The organism is Aliihoeflea sp. PC F10.4, from assembly GCF_054612275.1.
Map to the genome: position 1 here is coordinate 1,022,617 of NZ_JBTSWH010000001.1, position 15,397 is coordinate 1,038,013.

Sequence of the window (15,397 nt, forward strand, 5' to 3'; positions counted from 1 at the left end):
TTGCGTTGCAGCATGCATTTGCTAGAATCAGAATTCATGGATGACGAGAAAACAGTTCGTCTGTCGCCCGGTGCGGGTACAGTTTCGTTGAACGACGAGGCCACACGCTCTCCGCGTGTATCCGTCATCATGGCGAACTATAGCGCTGCGCGGCATTTGCCGGAGGCGATCGGAAGCGTTCTTTCGCAGACGGTCGGCGATCTCGAACTGATCATCTCGGACGATGCTTCACCCGATGACAGCGTCGACATCATTCGGGCTCACTGCGCCCTCGACCCACGCGTGCGTCTTTTGACGACGGAACGAAATTTCGGCCCGGGTGCAGCGCGCAACAGAGCACTTGCAGCCGCAACAGGCGAGTGGATCGCAATCGTCGATTCCGACGACATCATCCATCCCGAACGGCTGGAGCGAATGATCGCCGCCGCCGAAGCGACGGGCGTCGATGCGGTTGCGGACGACCTCCTTCATTTTTCGGATGAAGACGGTGTGACCACGACGCTTCTCGCGCCATTCGGAAAGGCTGTACCGGCGTCCGTCTCGACTGAACTCTTCATACGCAGCAACACGTCCGGCGCTAACATTCCGCCGCTCGGCTACCTCAAGCCTCTGTTCCGGCGAGCGAGCATCGCGCACCTTGCCTATGACGAAACTGTGCGGATCGGCGAGGATTACGATTTTCTGCTGCGCTTTTTGCTCAACGGAGGAAAGCTCGGCCTCTTCTCCGAACCGCTTTATCTTTACCGCCGGCATGCGCAATCGATCTCGCACCGTCTGTCGCAGTCGACGGTCGCTGCGATGATCGCCAATCAGGAACGATTGCTGGCATCGAGAGAAGGTGCTTTGCCCGATGAATTGCGCGTTCTGTTCGAGCGCCGGCTGGATGCGTTGAAAGCGGGCCTTGCCTTCGAGGAACTTGTCGATGCCTTGAAGGGGCGCCGTTTGGGCAAGGCGGCGAGCCTCACGGCGCGCCGGCCCGCATTGCTTTTTCCCCTGATGCGCTCGGTGCGCGAGAATTTCGAACGCCGCATTGGGCCGGCGAAACAGAAGACGGGCGGCACGTCCTCTGCGATCATTCACGAAACGGGCAAAGTCCCTACAGCAGACATGAAAGCGCTGCTTGAGGCCGTCGATGTCGATGAAAGTGCCGACATGATTGCGGTTCCGCGCCCTGGCGCTGCGGGCGATTGGCTTGGCGGATCGAATTGGGTGCAATTGGCGCAACCGCTCTCCCTCGGGCGAGCACGCATCGTCGCGTGGGGGATGGCCGGCATCTATGCCGCCAAGCTGATGCCGGGTACGCGGCTTTGCGCAGCGGTTATCGATGAGTTGGACGACCTCGAACGTGCGTGCGCGTTGACGCCGGATACCGTACCGATCCTCATTGCCAATGTGGCACAAGCGCGCTTTGCAGCCATTGCCAGCGAGCCTTTTTGCGATGGGTTCAGCCGCATCTTGCCGGAAAAGCAGCTTCTAGATCGAACGAAAAGAGCCTGCCATGAGTGAAGATCGGTCCGCGCTCGTTCACGTCAGAACGCCGACATACAAGCGTCCAGACGCTTTGCGCCGATGCCTTCAATCTCTTCAGGCGCAGACGTGGGAAAATTGGGTCTGCGATGTCTATGACGACGATGCGCAAGCGGCGGGGCGAGCCGTTTGTGATGAGCTTGCCGATCCGCGCATCCGATATCGACAAAATACACCGCAGCTTTTTGCTTCGCGAAACATCGACCAGTGCTTTGCCAGGACCAACCCGCACGACGCCGATTATTTCTTCGTGCTGGAAGACGACAACGACATTCTTCCCCGTTTCATCGAGGAAAACATCGCCGCATGCCGAGACCACAAGGTCGAGGTGCTTTTGCGCAACCAGTTCGTCGAGTTCGCGAGCGGCACGCCGCAGGCCGCGCTCAGCGAATTCGGCGTCCTCGATCGGATGTTCGTGGAGCGCATCTACGAGCCCGAACTGTTTCGCCTCTCGCTTGTCGCGGGTATCGGCGTTTCGAATGGAGGACTGTTCTGGAGCCGGCACGCGCGCAGTGCATTGGAGGTTTCCTATCCCTGCACGGCAACGCTTCAGGAATATATGCGCACCTTTTCCATCAGCGAACCCATCCTGGTTGCGATGAAACCGCTGGCGGTATGGGCCGAAAACGGCGAACAGACGACACGCGATCTGGGCGGACGGGCGTCGTGGCTGCGCCGCGAACTCGATCTCAAGCGTTCTATCCAGCTCCTCCAGCGCGAGGCGTGGCGACTGGCGCGCGAGAGCGACCGTCGCGATTTTCTTACTACCGATCTTTTCGCTTATGGCCGCGAGGAGCGGGCGAGGGGGCTTATCAAGGCGCTGATCACCACCCGAGTCGGCGACGTTTTGAGCCCGCGCGAGAAGATGGAACTGATCGCGCGGGGCATGCTCATCCGCACCGCAGGCACGGCACAGGATGAACTGAACGCCTTTGTTCGCTCACGCGAAGCACCTGTCGAAAGGATGGCAGCCTAACCGGTTGCGCGTTGAATATTTACGCTGCTTTGTCCGAAGCCTTCGATGCTGGTTTTGATGTCGTCCAGTTCCCGAAGCTGAAGCGCGAGTTGCGAAAGACGTTTTTCGCATGACAGGATCGTCGCGGAGAGCTCTTCCACCCGATCGCTGGTGCCCACCGTTTCATTGCCCATGGCTTCGACAGCAAAGCCCGCATCGGTCGAAGCCGCACGATAGCGCCGCTCCAGCCCATGTCGTTCATTTGTAATCTCTTCGGCGATTTCGTTGGCGAGCCGCAGCAATCTTTCCGTACGGCGCCTGTCCGTCTCCGCATCGCGCGCATATCTGCGAACCCTGAATCCAAAGAACGCCATCGGATCACCCCATCGTTTCATCCCAGGGTTCTGACCCTAGTTGCGTTCCATGATGCCTGTGGAATTGAGAAGAAAACGTAATTGCGGGCGCTCGCGGTGCGATTTTGTTTTCATGAGGCGGCGCGAAAGTGCGGCCCACTTGTCCCGCCCAACGCCTTGCGCGATCGGAAAAAACCGCTCTGGGCTGTTGAAAGCATAGGCAAAGGCAGCCGCCGCTCCGGCGTTGGCCTTCACGTCGAGAAAGCGTCGCAGATGGTATTTTGCCCTGATGTGGCGCTCGTGGCGCGTGAGCGCCCGGCGCAATTCCGGCTTCAGTCCTTTGTCGCGCAGAAGGTCGAGGTCAGACCGGGCCAGCGCTTCCAAATCGTCGGTTCTGTGCCGTCCGCTCAGTGAGTCGCCGCGAACGACCGCACCATAGCCGCATGATTTTATCGTCAGGAACCGGGCGCCGGCAGCCATGGCGCGAACGTAAAGGGCGTAATCCTCCCCAAGCCGAAGCGTCTCGTCGTAGCGCAGGTTATGGGTGTCGAGGAAGGCGCGCTTCATCACGGGCTTGAGAAAGCCCATCTCGCCGCGATGGTTGCCGCGCCGCGAGATATTGCCATCGATGAATCGCGCTGGTTCGACGAATTCGGGCTCCGGCGGGAACTCCGGGACGGTAAGCCGGTCCAGTCCCGCTGCGTTTTCTTCCGGCACGAAAACGATATTGTCGGCCGCCAGGTCCCATCCCTGATGCGTCAGAAGGTTTGCGAAACGGCCGGGCAGGAATACGTCGTCGGCATCGAGAATGGCGATGTAGGGCGCGCTCGATAGATCGATCGCCGCGTTGCGGGCATGCGCCGGGCCGCGATTTTCATCGAGACGCCTTACAACGAGCCTGCGGGTGCCGTCGTCGCTCTGTCTGGCAACTTCCGCCGTGTCGTCGCCGGACGCGTCGTCGATGACGATCACTTCCGAGACTTCGGGTTCGCGCAGCGCCGAACGTATTGCAGTGGCGATCGTCGCGCCGGAATTGTATGCCGCGATGATCACGCAGATCGAAGGTTGGTTCATACGCTGGCTCCACTTGCGTGCGGGACTCGCGGGTAGCTGCGCTTTGTGGCGAATTCATCTCGCTGTGCCGCGCGAAAATGCAATCAAGTTGCCCGGCGAAAGTCGCGTGGGCATGAACTGGTCAAGACCAAATTCTGCCCATGCTTATACAGGAGGGTTCATCGTGTTCGCAGTCACGAAATGATGCAAATCGTCGGCGGACGGCAGGCCGAACTGAAGTGCAGGGGGCCGGCCTATCCCTTGAGAGGCCCCGTTCGATGCGGAAATGACTTGGCGCTCCGGCTCGTCTCGTCGATCAATTCACCGGAATCGGGATGTCGCGCATCCGCGGGCTTTCGTGGCGCGATGTCCTGAGTTGCGCGGCTTTCTTTCCGTGCGGCAGCGACGATAAACAGGAAATAGCCCACCTGAAGTATCACGGCTGCAATAAAAATCCGCAGAGCGATCACGCCCGCCGAAACACCGTCCATATACGACCATATTCCTACGGTCATCATGACGAGCAGCATGCCGAAAATGAACTTTGGCGCCGTCATAGCAAAAGCCTCAAGCGCGCACAGGCTGGTAGGTCACTTATCGCCTCCCTGATCCGACCCGGAATGTAAAGTCCGGAAATCGGCCGTCCCTTATCGTTACTGACTTTCGTCAGCGTTTTACGTGACGGTCGAGAGTATATTGAACAGGGGTTCTATTTTCAACGCATCCGATACGGGCGGATTGTGCCGTCTCTGGTGCGATGCACAAAAGACAATTCTAATAGAAATAGAGATCGAATTTTAGACAGCGCGAATTCGACACAATTCTTGAAATTACACATGATAAATATCGTCAAAATTTGATTAATTCACGTATTATTCGTCTATAGGCTTATTTATCAAGTGACTTTAATGTATTTAAGTTTGATTTTGACGGTATTTAGGCAAATATCTGGAGGTTATTGCTCGAATTGTGGGCGATTTGACGCTTTTATGATCATGCTCGGTAACATATGTCGATGTAGTTGATACATATTTCTATGTTGCGATGCGATAAGTTTACGGTACCGTGTCTTGGTCGACAAGCGACTGAGGGTCTGGTCATGAAGCATCATGCAAGGGCGATCGTCCTGAATAATAATCGGGATGTCGGCCTTCCACGCCCAATCGGCGGCGTTATCAAACGGGGTATGGATGTTGCGGGTGCGCTTTGCGGGCTCGTGATCCTGGCCCCCTTGCTCGTCCTGATCTCATTGCTGGTTCGGTTTTCGAACGGAGGAGGGCCGGTCTTTTACGGCCACCGGCGCATCGGATGCGGCGGCCGCACGTTTGCGTGCTACAAGTTCCGGACGATGGCTGTTAATGGCGACATGCTCCTGAAGGCGCATCTTCAGGCCAATCCGGCAGCGCGCATCGAGTGGGAAGCTACCCGCAAGCTAAAGGATGATCCGCGCGTAACGCCGGTCGGTGTTGTGCTTCGCAAGCTCAGCCTCGACGAGTTGCCGCAACTCTACAATATTCTCGTCGGTGACATGAGCATCGTGGGACCGCGCCCCGTGGTCAAAGACGAGCTCAAGAACTACGGCACCAGCGCGAGCTACTATCTTCGTTCGCGGCCGGGCCTCACCGGCCTTTGGCAGGTCAGCGGCCGAAACGATGTTTCCTATGAGCGTCGCGTCGCCTTCGACCGTCATTACGTCGAAAACTGGTCCTTGATGCGCGATATGGTCATCATCGTGCGAACGGTGCCCGCCGTTTGCCTGTCGCGCGGCAGTTACTAAAGGCCTGTGCGCCGCCGTTTCCGGCGGCTTTGAGGGAGAGGGGCGAACCTGCGAGAGGAATTTGCATGATGTCGACCGCCTGGTATGGCAAGGATAGGGCGCTGGTTTTTCCGCGTCCCTTTTCGCGTGTTTCCTGCCTTCTTGCGGCAGCGCTATTGACGTTCGTCCTGCCGGCCGCCGCACAGGATTATCTCCTCGGCGGGCAGGACAAGCTTACGGTCCGTGTCGTCGAATGGCAGACGATCGAAGGAACCTTTCGTAGCTGGGACGCGGTCAACGGGGACTATACGGTCGCCGCCAACGGCAACATCTCGCTCCCGTTTCTAGGCCAGGTCAGTGTGGAAGGTCGCACCACGGCCGACGTGGCCAGCGAGATCGGCGAAGCGCTCCAGCAAAAATTCGGCTTGTCGGATCGGCCAGAAGCGTCGGTCGAGTTGCTCGAGCACCGGCCATTTTATGTTTCCGGCGAGGTTACGTCTCCAGGGCGCTATCCATACGTTCCCGACCTCAACGTCCTGAAAGCGGTCAGCATCGCGGGCGGGACGCGTCGTCCGGACTATGGCATGCGCGCTGAACGCGATGTGCTCACCGCCAAGGGAAATGCGGAAGTCTTTGCCGACGAGCAGGTTCGACTTCTCGTGCGTCGCGCGCGGATCGTTGCCGAGGTCGAAGGCGCCGATAGTTTCGACACTCCGCAGGAAATCGCGGACCGGCCGGATGCCGAAAGCATCATGGAGGACGAACGCGCCATCATGAGTTCTCGGCAGAATCGCCAGAGACTGCGCCTCGAAGCGCTCGAGGACCTCAAGCAATTGCTCACAAGCGAGATCGAAACGCTCCAGCAAAAGACGACGACGCAGGAGCGCCAGATCGATCTGGAGCGGAAGGAACTGGAAAGTATCGGATCGCTTGCCGATCAGGGGCTCGTCGTCAACACGCGCGTTCTGGCGGCCGAACGATCGATCGCTGACCTTGAAGGACGTTTGCTCGATTTCGAAACCGCGATCCTGCGCGCCCGGCAGGATTTCAACCGGGCCGAACAGGACGCAATCGAGCTTGAAAACAGCATGGACGCCGAGCTTGCCACCGATCGCCAGCGTGTCGAGGCAGAACTGATCGCCGTCAATTTGAAGCTGGAAACGCAGCGCGGCCTGATGTCCGAAGCGCTCAACTTCTCGACGATGTCGGCGCTGATAGTCGGTGAAGGCCCGATGATCGCCTACAAGATCGTGCGCACGACGGATGGCGAGACGAGAGAACTGTCCGCCCGCGAGGACACGCCCGTCCTGCCGGGCGACATCGTCAAGATCGAGCCGCTGGGCGTAGCAATTCAATAATCATCGGTCGGACAGCGTCGGCGTTGCGCAATAGCGCGCCCCGGCAACTGCCCAAGGCTTTCCCGACATATCGCCGCGTACGACCGGGCGTTCACGCCGCGTCGCGCGGTGTTGATGGTAGCGTTGGCAGCGCTGCCATTTTTCGGTTCTATTCCGGGGCGCGTGATGCTATCCGAGATCAGGGAGAAGCGCGCGGAGCGGCAGGTTTGGTCGTTCGAGCCGCCAGGATGGCTACGCGATCAAGGAGGACAATCATGCATGATCTGGCCGGGAAGACGGCGCTGATTACTGCTGCGGCGCAGGGTATCGGCAACGCGAGCGCCGTTGCGCTTGCAAAGGCGGGCGCGAAGGTCATCGCGACCGATATCAACACCGACAAATTGCGCGAGCTGGATGGGACCGAAGGAATCGTCACCCGCAATCTCGACGTGCTCGATCCGGCCGCAATCCAGTCGTTCGTCGCCGAACTCGGGCAGGTCGACATCCTGTTCAACTGCGCGGGCGTCGTCCAGTCCGGCACGGTTCTGGATGCGACCGACGAGGAGTTCGATTTCGCCTTCGCGCTGAACGTCAAGGCGCAGATGCATATGATAAAGGCGGTGCTGCCGGGCATGCTCGAGCGCAAGGATGGCTGCATCATCAACATGGCTTCCGTCGCATCGAGCGTGAAGGGCGTGCCCAATCGCTGCCTTTACAGCGCGTCGAAAGCGGCGGTGATTGGCCTGACGAAATCGGTCGCGGCTGACTATGTCGCGCAGGGTATCCGCTGCAACGCGATCTGCCCGGGTACGGTCGACAGCCCATCCCTGCACGACCGGCTGCGCGCGCAGGGAGACTACGAGGCCGCACGCACCGCCTTTGTCGCGCGCCAGCCGATCGGACGTATCGGCGAAGCCGACGAGATCGCCGATCTGGTCGTGTATCTCGCTGGCGCGACCTACACGACGGGCGCCATCCATCTGATCGATGGTGGCTGGGCCATCTGACCGTTTTTCAAGGGAGAGGACCATTTCATGAAACTATTGCGGTATGGCGAAGCGGGCATGGAAAAGCCCGGTGTTCTGGACGGGGACGGGCGCATTCGCGATCTGTCCGGCAAGGTCGATGACATCTCTGGCGACGTGCTGACGCCCGCAGGGCTCGGCAAGCTGGCTGAAATCGATCCCTCCAGCCTTCCGCTCGTCGAAGGCGACCCACGGATCGGTCCCTGCGTCGGTAATGTCGGCAAATTCATCTGCATCGGGTTGAACTATGCCGACCATGCCGCCGAAAGCGGCGCGACGGTGCCGCCCGAACCGATCATGTTCATGAAGCCGACCTCGGCGATCATCGGCCCCAACGACACCGTTCGCATCCCGCGCGGCTCCAAGAAAACGGATTGGGAAGTCGAGCTTGGCATCGTCATCGGCAAACCCGCGAAATACGTGTCGGAAGCCGACGCTCTCTCGCATGTCGCGGGTTATTGCGTCGTCAACGACGTGTCGGAGCGCGAGTATCAACTCGAACGCCACGGCACGTGGGACAAGGGCAAGTGCTGCGACACGTTCGGGCCGATCGGGCCATGGATGGTGACGGCTGACGAGATCGCCGACCCGCAGGCGCTCGGCATGTGGCTCGATGTCGACGGGCACCGTTATCAGGACGGTTCGACGAAGACGATGGTCTACGGCGTCGCCTATCTCGTCTCGTACCTGTCGCAGTTCATGAGCCTTCACCCCGGCGACATCATCGCCACCGGTACGCCGCCGGGCGTCGGTATGGGTCAGAAGCCGCCGGTCTATCTGAAGGCCGGCCAGACGATCCGTCTCGGCATTGAAGGGCTCGGCGAGCAGACGCAGGTTACAACCGCCGACTGACGACGCCTTATGAACAGTGGAAGGGCCGGTGCCTAGCAGCGCCGGCCTTTTCTATTCCTTCACTGCTCCCGTCATCGACGAGACGTAATAGTCGACGAAGAACGAGTAGAGAATGACAACGGGCAGCGAGCCGATGAGCGCGCCCGACATCAGCGCCCCCCATTCATAGACGTCGCCTCGTACGAGTTCAGTCAACACGCCGACCGGTACGGTCTTGTTTTCCGATGAGGAGATGAAGGTCAGCGCGTAGATGAATTCGTTCCACGACAGCGTGAAAGCGAAGATACCCGCCGATATCAGGCCGGGAATCGCCAGCGGCAGCACGATCTTCGTGAGAATCTGCCAACGGCTTGCGCCGTCGACCAGCGCGCTTTCTTCCAGTTCGAACGGGATCGACCGGAAATAACCCATCAACAGCCAGGTGCAGAACGGGATGAGGAAGGTCGGATAGGTCAGGATTAGCGCCAGCCGCGAATCATAGATGCCGACCTGAAACACCATGAAGGCGAGGGGGATAAACAGGATCGATGGCGGCACGAGGTAGGCGAGGAAGATCAGCAATCCCGTGACGCGCGCGCCGGTGAATCGGATGCGCTCGATGGCGTAGGCGGCGAATACGGATGCGGCCAGCGACAGGATGGTCGAGAAGACCGACACGATCATCGTGTTCCACAGCCAGCCCGGATAGGAGGTTCGGAACAGAAGATAATGGATGTGGTCGAGCGTCGGCCCGACGACCCAGAACGGGCTGTACTCGCGGTAATTGGTCAATTGGTGGTTCGGCTTCACCGCCGTGACGGCCATCCAATAGAACGGAAAGAGCAGCACGAAGACGAAGACGGCGAGCGGCAGGTAGATCACGATAATGCGGCGCATCAGCGTGTCGTACTGGCGCATGCCGACGATATCGTCCTGGGCGGGCTGGGCTGTGGTGATGGCTTGATCGGTCATCTGGTCGTCCTCAATCCGCGCCGCCCTGCTGCCATTTGCGGCGTTGCAGGCCAAAGAAGCTGAACAGGATCGCGCCGAGCAGGAAGGGGATCATCGCGACCGCGATGGCCGCGCCTTCGCCAAGCTGGCCGCCCGGTATTGCGCGCTGGAAGGACAAGGTTGCCATCAGATGGGTCGCGTTGACTGGCCCGCCACGCGTCAGCACGTAGATCAACTGGAAGTCGGTGAAGGTGAAGAGCACGGAAAACGTCATCACGACAGCGATGATCGGCGTTAGAAGCGGAAGCGTCACATAGCGGAACCGCTGCCAAGACTTCGCACCATCGAGCGCCGCCGCCTCATGCAGTGATTGCGGGATCGTCTGAAGGCCGGCCAGAAGGCAGATCGCGACGAAGGGAATCCCGCGCCAGACATTGGCCGCGATGACCGATGCGCGCGCGTTGTTCGGATCGCCGAGGAAGTTGATCGGCTGGTCGATCCAGCCCCACTCCATCAGGACGAAGGAGATGATCGAAAACTGGGAATCGAAGATCCACCAGAATGCGAGCGCCGAAAGCACCGTGGGAACGACCCACGGCAAGAGGATGATTGCGCGAAAGAAATTCTTGAACGGCAGGTGCTCGTTCAGCACCAGCGCCAGCCACAGGCCGAGCACGAATTTCAGCACCGAAGCGACGAAGGTGTAGAGAAGCGTGTTGAAGACCGACATCCAGAAAACGGAATCTTCCCACAGCCACTGATAGTTCTCCAGCCCGATGAAGACGCCCGGCCGGCCGATCGAGGTGTCGGTGAAGCCGAGCCAGACGCCCAGACCGAGCGGGTAGGTCAGGAAGCAAAGCAGAAACGCAGCCGCCGGCAGCATGAAGATAAGGCCAAGGCCATTGCGGCTCTCCGTCAGCCGCATCAGCATCGATGTGCTGGGCCGAGGTGTCGCCTTGCCGCCTTCCATGGTTGTGGACATTGCTGGCCGATCTCCGTTTCTGGATCGCTTGGCCCATCACGGGCGGTGAAACTGCCGGGTCCCGAAGAACCCGGCATCACGCATCAGGTGCGGTAGTAGCGGCTGATCCGCCTTTCCGCGTTTGCGATGGCTTCCTGCGGAGAGCGCTGGCCGGTGACCGCCTCGGCGAACATGTCGACGAGGACGTAATCGGCCATCGTCGCTGCGGACGCGGTGCCGAGCGGGCCCGGCCAGCCGTTCGGCCGAAGGCTTGCCGATGCCTTCGAATAGGGCTCGTGGATGGGCGAAGCGGTCCAGACCGGGTTCGACTCGTATTCGCGCAGAGGCTGGCAGCAATAGGCGCTGGCCCCCTCGATCCACGCGTTCATCCTGTCCGCCTCGTACATGAAGGCGAGATAGGCCTTTGCCGCCTCGGGGTAGGGCGTGTGGTTGAAGATCGACAGCGTCGACGTCTGGTGGAGTTCGACCGGTTCGCCCACCGGCCCGATCGGCATGGTGGTGGTGCGGATGTCGTCTGCGATCTCCTGCATCGCCGGATCGTTACGCGCGGCGTAATAGAGCGAAACGCCGTTTGCGACGAGCGAGCACTGGCCGGCGAGGAAAGCACGGTTGTTGTTGATGTCGAGCCAGCTTTCCGTGCCGGGAATGAAGGTCGCATAGAGCGCCTGCGCGTATTCGATGGCAGCAAGCGTTTCGGGGCTGTCGATCGCCACCGCGCCGTCCTCGTCCACGGCCCGGCCGCCATGGCTCCAGAGCAGCCAGTGCGCATAGTTGTTGCCGTCGCCCACTGCCTTGCCGTGCGGGAAGCCGGCCGGCGTGCCGTTCGCCTGAAGCGCGGTGCAAAGTTCAAGGAAACCCGCCGTGTCGTTCGGGAATTCCGAGAACCCGGCTGCCTCGACCTGGCTGGCACGATAGCAGATCGCATTGCCGATCGTGCAAAGCGGCAGAGCGATGAACTGGTCGCCGCGCCGGCCGTAACCTTCGAGCCCCGGATACCAGCCGCCATGGGCTTCGCCGAGCGCATTTCCAAGTTCCGTTACGTCGATCAGCTTGTCGGGATATTGGTGCGCGTCGTCGAACCAGCCCATGACCAGATCGGGACCGGAACCGATATTGGCGGCGACGGCGGCCTTCGGGCGCACGTCTTCCCAGCTTTCCTGCTCGATGCGGACCTGAACGCCGGTCGCCTCGGTAAAAGCTTGCGTGTTGGCGTTCCAGGCTTCTTCCTCGGCGGGAACGAACGGGACCCAGCGCAAGAGCCTCAATTGCGCGCCTTCTTCAGGCGTATAGGTGGGGACGCCATTTTGCGCGAATGCACGTCTGGGCATCGCCAGCTTGCCGAAAGCCGCCGTGCCGACGAGACCGGCGGCACCCGTCATGATCTGTCTGCGGTTCATTCTCATGTCGTTTCCTCCCATTTTTCTGGACGTTTCGGGTCCTCCAACCTTCAGCGCCCGCCTCTTCGCCTTTCAGTCCGTAAGTCTCATCCCCGACGCTGAGTCAAAGAGATGTGCTGCGCCAGGATCGATCGATACGCTCAGCGTTTCGCCCGGCTGCGACAGGACGCGCTCCCGGAAAACGCAGGTGACTGGCGTCGTCCCTAAAAGCGCGACGACCTGGCTTTCCGATCCGGTTGGCTCGATCACTTGGATCTTCAGTTCGATCGAACCGCCGAGCGCCATGCCCTCCGGCCGGATGCCGTAGACGAGGTCCTTGCCGCGCCCGGCCGCGATGCCTTGCGGAGCAGGCAGGACCACGCCGTCGCTTGTGACGAATTGCGAGGGATCGGCCTCATTCAGCCGCCCGTTCAGCATGTTCATGGCGGGCGAGCCGATGAAGCCGGCCACGAAAAGATTGGCGGGATTGTCGTAAAGATCGAGCGGCGCGCCGATCTGCTCGACGATGCCGTCATTCATGACGACGATCTTGTCGGCCATCGTCATCGCCTCGATCTGGTCGTGGGTGACATAGACCGTGGTGGTGGTCAGCCTTTGATGAAGGTTCTTGATCTCGGTGCGCATCGAGACGCGCAGCTTGGCGTCGAGATTGGAGAGCGGTTCGTCGAAAAGGAAGACCTGCGGATCGCGAACGATGGCGCGTCCCATCGCGACGCGCTGGCGCTGACCGCCCGAAAGCTGGCGCGGATAGCGTTCAAGAAGGTTCGACAGGCCGAGAATCTCCGCCGCTGGCTTCACGCGCTCCTGGATCTGCGCCTTCGGTACGCCGGCAAGCATCAGCGAGAACGACATGTTGTCGGCGACCGTCATGTGCGGATAAAGCGCATAGTTCTGGAACACCATCGCGATGTCGCGTTCTTTCGGCGGCAGGTCGTTGACGACGCGGTTACCGATGCGGATTTCGCCGGAACTGATGTGTTCGAGACCGGCCAGCATGCGCAGCAGGGTCGACTTGCCGCAGCCCGACGGTCCCACGAGAATGACGAACTCGCCATCTTCGATGCCGACGCTTACACCCTTGATGACGGGATGGTTCCCGAAAGACTTTCGTACGTCGTCGATCTCGACTGACGCCATTGGAATCCTCCCTGAATGTCCGTCCGCGCCGCCTTACTTTGCGCGCGCGTTATCCTCGCCCAACGAACGGCATCGCGTTCGCCATGACGGTGAGGGTCAGTACGTTCGTTTCAAGCGGCAATCCGGCCATGTAGACGACCGCTTCGCCCACATGGCGCGGGTCCATCGTCGCTTCGGCCGCGATGCTGCCATCGGCCTGCAACACGCCTTTCGAAATTGTCTGCGTCATTTCGCTCGCCGCATTGCCGATATCGATCTGGCCGCAGGCGATGTTGTGAGCACGCCCTTCCAGCGACGTCGCCTTGGTCAGACCTGTGATGGCGTGCTTGGTGGCCGCATAAGGTGCGGAGTTTGGGCGGGGCGTCGTCGCCGAGATTGAGCCGTTGTTGATGATGCGACCGCCCTTCGGCTCCTGCGTCTTGAAAAGCTTTACCGCGTGCTGCGTGCAGAGAAACGCCGAGGTGAGATTGGATGCCACGACGGCATTCCAGTCGGCAAAGGGAACCTCTTCGAGGGGCAGGGGAGGCGCGTTGATCCCCGCATTGTTCACGAGCAAATCCAGCCTGCCGAAACGCTTCACGATTTCGTCGAACAGATGCTTGACTGACTCCGGGTCGGAGGCGTCGGCAGTGATAGACGCGACGGCTGGCCCGCTTCCACTGATGTCGGATGCGGCGCGCTCGAGCACTTCGGCGCGGCGACCGGTAATCACAACCTGCCAGCCGGCCTCGGTGAGCGCGCGTGCAATCGCCAGTCCGACGCCGGTGCCGCCGCCTGTGACGAGTGCGACAGACGCTTTTCCGCCCGCACTTTCAGCCATGCGGCAAAAGCCTGTTTTCCGGTGTCATCGTTCTCCTCCCAGAGACAATTTAGCCGTGCAGTTGCGCTCGTAAGGAGCTGCCCACGTCAAACGGGTAACGCATCGTCAAAAGGCTGGCAAGCAATATTTGGCAGCGCTGCCAAAAATGTGGTAGGCGTTCGGAAACACTGTGGCAGGATGCCATTCACATGAGCCAGGAAGACGATCACAAGCACCGAAACGAGGTCACGCTGCGCGATGTCAGCGCGGCGGTCGGGCTTGGCATGAGCACGATTTCGCGTGTTCTGCGCAATCACGGCTCTTTCTCGAAAGCGACGCGCGACCGCGTCATGAAAGCGGTCGATGAGCTGGGCTATGTGCCGAACAGGATCGCGGGAACGCTCGCGTCTTCCGGATCGAATCTAGTCGGCATCGTTATTCCCTCGCTGCACAACATCGTTTTTCCCGACCTGTTGAGCGGTGCAGCGGTGGCGCTCAATCCGATCGGCTATCAGACCGTGATCGCCGTTACCGATTACGATATCGATCAGGAGCAGAAGGTCATTCAGGCGATGCTGGCGTGGCGGCCGGCTGCGTTTCTCGTTGCGGGGCTCGAACATACGGATCGTACCCGCGCGATGCTGAAGAACAGCGGCGTGCGCGTTGCCGAACTTCTCGATACGGACGGCGAGGGCATCGACGTCGTGGTCGGTTTCTCGCAACGCGAGGCCGGCATGGTCAGTGCGCGGCATCTGCTTGAGCGCGGCTACCGGCGGATCGGCTATGTCGGTCCCCAGTTCTCGTTCGACCCGCGCGCCAGAAAGCGTTTCGAAGGTTTTAGTCAGATTCTGGCAGAGGCGGGGCTACAGCCGGTGGAAACCGAACTCATCGGTCGTACGTCTTCCACGGAGGTCGGTCGTGCCGCGCTGGAGCGGATGCTGGCGCGCAACCCCACGCTAGATGCGGTCTATTTTTCCAATGATGATTTCGCAGTCGGCGGGCTGTTCCACTGTTTTGCGAAAGGCATAGCCGTGCCCTCGCAGCTTGCCATCATGGGATACAACGGTCTCGACATTGGCCGTTTCGCGCCGCAGCCGCTGACGACGTTGCGTACGCCACGTACCGAAATCGGCGAAATCGGCGCACGCATGGTTATGGAAGACGGCGATCCGCAGGTCATCGACCTGCCGTTCGAACTGGTGAAGGGGGCGACGACTTAGAGCAATTCCAGCAAAAGTGCGGAGCGATTTTGCGTCTGGAATTACGTAAAAACAAAGAGATAGAGCAAATGACA

General features: G+C 60.1%; 15 protein-coding genes. 7 read left to right on the forward strand and 8 right to left on the reverse strand.

Going from position 1 to position 15,397, the window contains the following annotated elements; genetic code table 11:
• The first annotated feature begins 36 nt into the window (after positions 1 to 36).
• The gene (locus ACX82Z_RS05115) at positions 37 to 1,506 is read left to right on the forward strand and encodes a glycosyltransferase family 2 protein (protein ID WP_459586940.1); all 1,470 of its coding nucleotides are present in this window, start codon (positions 37 to 39) and stop codon (positions 1,504 to 1,506) included.
• A complete protein-coding gene (locus ACX82Z_RS05120) occupies positions 1,499 to 2,503 on the forward strand; it encodes a glycosyltransferase family 2 protein (protein WP_459586941.1) in 1,005 nt (334 codons plus the stop codon). Before ACX82Z_RS05115 ends, ACX82Z_RS05120 begins: the two co-directional genes overlap by 8 nt.
• Here ACX82Z_RS05120 and ACX82Z_RS05125 read toward each other — a convergent pair.
• The 3 genes from ACX82Z_RS05125 to ACX82Z_RS05135 form a co-directional block, all read right to left on the reverse strand.
• Positions 2,500 to 2,784, reverse strand: a complete 285-nt coding sequence (locus ACX82Z_RS05125) for a hypothetical protein (protein WP_459586943.1) — start codon at positions 2,782 to 2,784, stop codon at positions 2,500 to 2,502. The genes ACX82Z_RS05120 and ACX82Z_RS05125 overlap by 4 nt on opposite strands.
• A 108-nt stretch (positions 2,785 to 2,892) precedes the next feature.
• Positions 2,893 to 3,909: a glycosyltransferase family 2 protein gene (locus ACX82Z_RS05130; protein WP_459586944.1), complete on the reverse strand. Its 1,017-nt coding sequence runs from the start codon at positions 3,907 to 3,909 to the stop codon at positions 2,893 to 2,895.
• Positions 3,910 to 4,142: 233 nt separating this feature from the next.
• On the reverse strand, positions 4,143 to 4,379 hold the full coding sequence (locus ACX82Z_RS05135; RefSeq protein WP_459586945.1) for a hypothetical protein: 237 nt from the start codon (positions 4,377 to 4,379) through the stop codon (positions 4,143 to 4,145).
• Positions 4,380 to 4,987: 608 nt separating this feature from the next.
• On the opposite strand from ACX82Z_RS05135, the gene ACX82Z_RS05140 reads away from it, so the two are divergent.
• The 4 genes from ACX82Z_RS05140 (at position 4,988) to ACX82Z_RS05155 (ending at position 8,858) form a co-directional block, all read left to right on the forward strand.
• Positions 4,988 to 5,665 (forward strand): sugar transferase, encoded by a 678-nt coding sequence (locus ACX82Z_RS05140; RefSeq protein ID WP_459586946.1) that lies wholly within the window; start codon positions 4,988 to 4,990, stop codon positions 5,663 to 5,665.
• A gap of 65 nt (positions 5,666 to 5,730) precedes the next feature.
• Complete coding sequence (locus ACX82Z_RS05145; RefSeq protein WP_459586948.1) at positions 5,731 to 7,002, forward strand: polysaccharide biosynthesis/export family protein; 1,272 nt, start codon at positions 5,731 to 5,733, stop codon at positions 7,000 to 7,002.
• Positions 7,003 to 7,256: 254 nt separating this feature from the next.
• A complete protein-coding gene (locus ACX82Z_RS05150; RefSeq protein ID WP_459586950.1) occupies positions 7,257 to 7,988 on the forward strand; it encodes an SDR family oxidoreductase in 732 nt (243 codons plus the stop codon).
• A gap of 27 nt (positions 7,989 to 8,015) precedes the next feature.
• Complete coding sequence (locus tag ACX82Z_RS05155) at positions 8,016 to 8,858, forward strand: ureidoglycolate lyase (RefSeq protein WP_459586951.1); 843 nt, start codon at positions 8,016 to 8,018, stop codon at positions 8,856 to 8,858.
• A 51-nt stretch (positions 8,859 to 8,909) separates the two neighbouring features.
• On the opposite strand, the gene ACX82Z_RS05160 is transcribed toward ACX82Z_RS05155, so the two are convergent.
• The 5 genes from ACX82Z_RS05160 to ACX82Z_RS05180 form a co-directional block, all read right to left on the reverse strand.
• The gene (locus ACX82Z_RS05160) at positions 8,910 to 9,809 is read right to left on the reverse strand and encodes a carbohydrate ABC transporter permease (RefSeq protein ID WP_459586952.1); all 900 of its coding nucleotides are present in this window, start codon (positions 9,807 to 9,809) and stop codon (positions 8,910 to 8,912) included.
• A 10-nt stretch (positions 9,810 to 9,819) separates the two neighbouring features.
• A complete protein-coding gene (locus ACX82Z_RS05165) occupies positions 9,820 to 10,719 on the reverse strand; it encodes a carbohydrate ABC transporter permease (protein ID WP_459911625.1) in 900 nt (299 codons plus the stop codon).
• Between the two features lie 134 nt (positions 10,720 to 10,853).
• Positions 10,854 to 12,173, reverse strand: a complete 1,320-nt coding sequence (locus ACX82Z_RS05170) for an ABC transporter substrate-binding protein (RefSeq protein ID WP_459586954.1) — start codon at positions 12,171 to 12,173, stop codon at positions 10,854 to 10,856.
• 66 nt (positions 12,174 to 12,239) lie between these two features.
• Positions 12,240 to 13,304 carry an ABC transporter ATP-binding protein gene (locus tag ACX82Z_RS05175; protein WP_459586956.1) on the reverse strand — a complete coding sequence of 355 codons (1,065 nt, stop codon included), beginning with the start codon at positions 13,302 to 13,304 and terminating at the stop codon, positions 12,240 to 12,242.
• Between the two features lie 49 nt (positions 13,305 to 13,353).
• Positions 13,354 to 14,124, reverse strand: a complete 771-nt coding sequence (locus ACX82Z_RS05180) for an SDR family oxidoreductase (RefSeq protein WP_459586958.1) — start codon at positions 14,122 to 14,124, stop codon at positions 13,354 to 13,356.
• A 188-nt stretch (positions 14,125 to 14,312) separates the two neighbouring features.
• Here ACX82Z_RS05180 and ACX82Z_RS05185 point away from each other — a divergent pair, with 188 nt between their 5' ends.
• Positions 14,313 to 15,323, forward strand: a complete 1,011-nt coding sequence (locus tag ACX82Z_RS05185) for a LacI family DNA-binding transcriptional regulator (RefSeq protein ID WP_459586960.1) — start codon at positions 14,313 to 14,315, stop codon at positions 15,321 to 15,323.
• Positions 15,324 to 15,397 lie beyond the last annotated feature (74 nt).

Coding starts and splice junctions, on each gene's coding strand:
- ACX82Z_RS05115 (WP_459586940.1), top strand. CDS start 37: ATGGATGACGAGAAAACAGTTCGTCTGTCGCCCGGTGCGGGTACAGTT.
- ACX82Z_RS05120 (WP_459586941.1), top strand. CDS start 1,499: ATGAGTGAAGATCGGTCCGCGCTCGTTCACGTCAGAACGCCGACATAC.
- ACX82Z_RS05130 (WP_459586944.1), bottom strand. CDS start 3,909: ATGAACCAACCTTCGATCTGCGTGATCATCGCGGCATACAATTCCGGC.
- ACX82Z_RS05135 (WP_459586945.1), bottom strand. CDS start 4,379: ATGGACGGTGTTTCGGCGGGCGTGATCGCTCTGCGGATTTTTATTGCA.
- ACX82Z_RS05140 (WP_459586946.1), top strand. CDS start 4,988: ATGAAGCATCATGCAAGGGCGATCGTCCTGAATAATAATCGGGATGTC.
- ACX82Z_RS05145 (WP_459586948.1), top strand. CDS start 5,731: ATGATGTCGACCGCCTGGTATGGCAAGGATAGGGCGCTGGTTTTTCCG.
- ACX82Z_RS05150 (WP_459586950.1), top strand. CDS start 7,257: ATGCATGATCTGGCCGGGAAGACGGCGCTGATTACTGCTGCGGCGCAG.
- ACX82Z_RS05155 (WP_459586951.1), top strand. CDS start 8,016: ATGAAACTATTGCGGTATGGCGAAGCGGGCATGGAAAAGCCCGGTGTT.
- ACX82Z_RS05160 (WP_459586952.1), bottom strand. CDS start 9,809: ATGACCGATCAAGCCATCACCACAGCCCAGCCCGCCCAGGACGATATC.
- ACX82Z_RS05165 (WP_459911625.1), bottom strand. CDS start 10,719: ATGCTGATGCGGCTGACGGAGAGCCGCAATGGCCTTGGCCTTATCTTC.
- ACX82Z_RS05170 (WP_459586954.1), bottom strand. CDS start 12,173: ATGAGAATGAACCGCAGACAGATCATGACGGGTGCCGCCGGTCTCGTC.
- ACX82Z_RS05175 (WP_459586956.1), bottom strand. CDS start 13,304: ATGGCGTCAGTCGAGATCGACGACGTACGAAAGTCTTTCGGGAACCAT.
- ACX82Z_RS05180 (WP_459586958.1), bottom strand. CDS start 14,124: ATGGCTGAAAGTGCGGGCGGAAAAGCGTCTGTCGCACTCGTCACAGGC.
- ACX82Z_RS05185 (WP_459586960.1), top strand. CDS start 14,313: ATGAGCCAGGAAGACGATCACAAGCACCGAAACGAGGTCACGCTGCGC.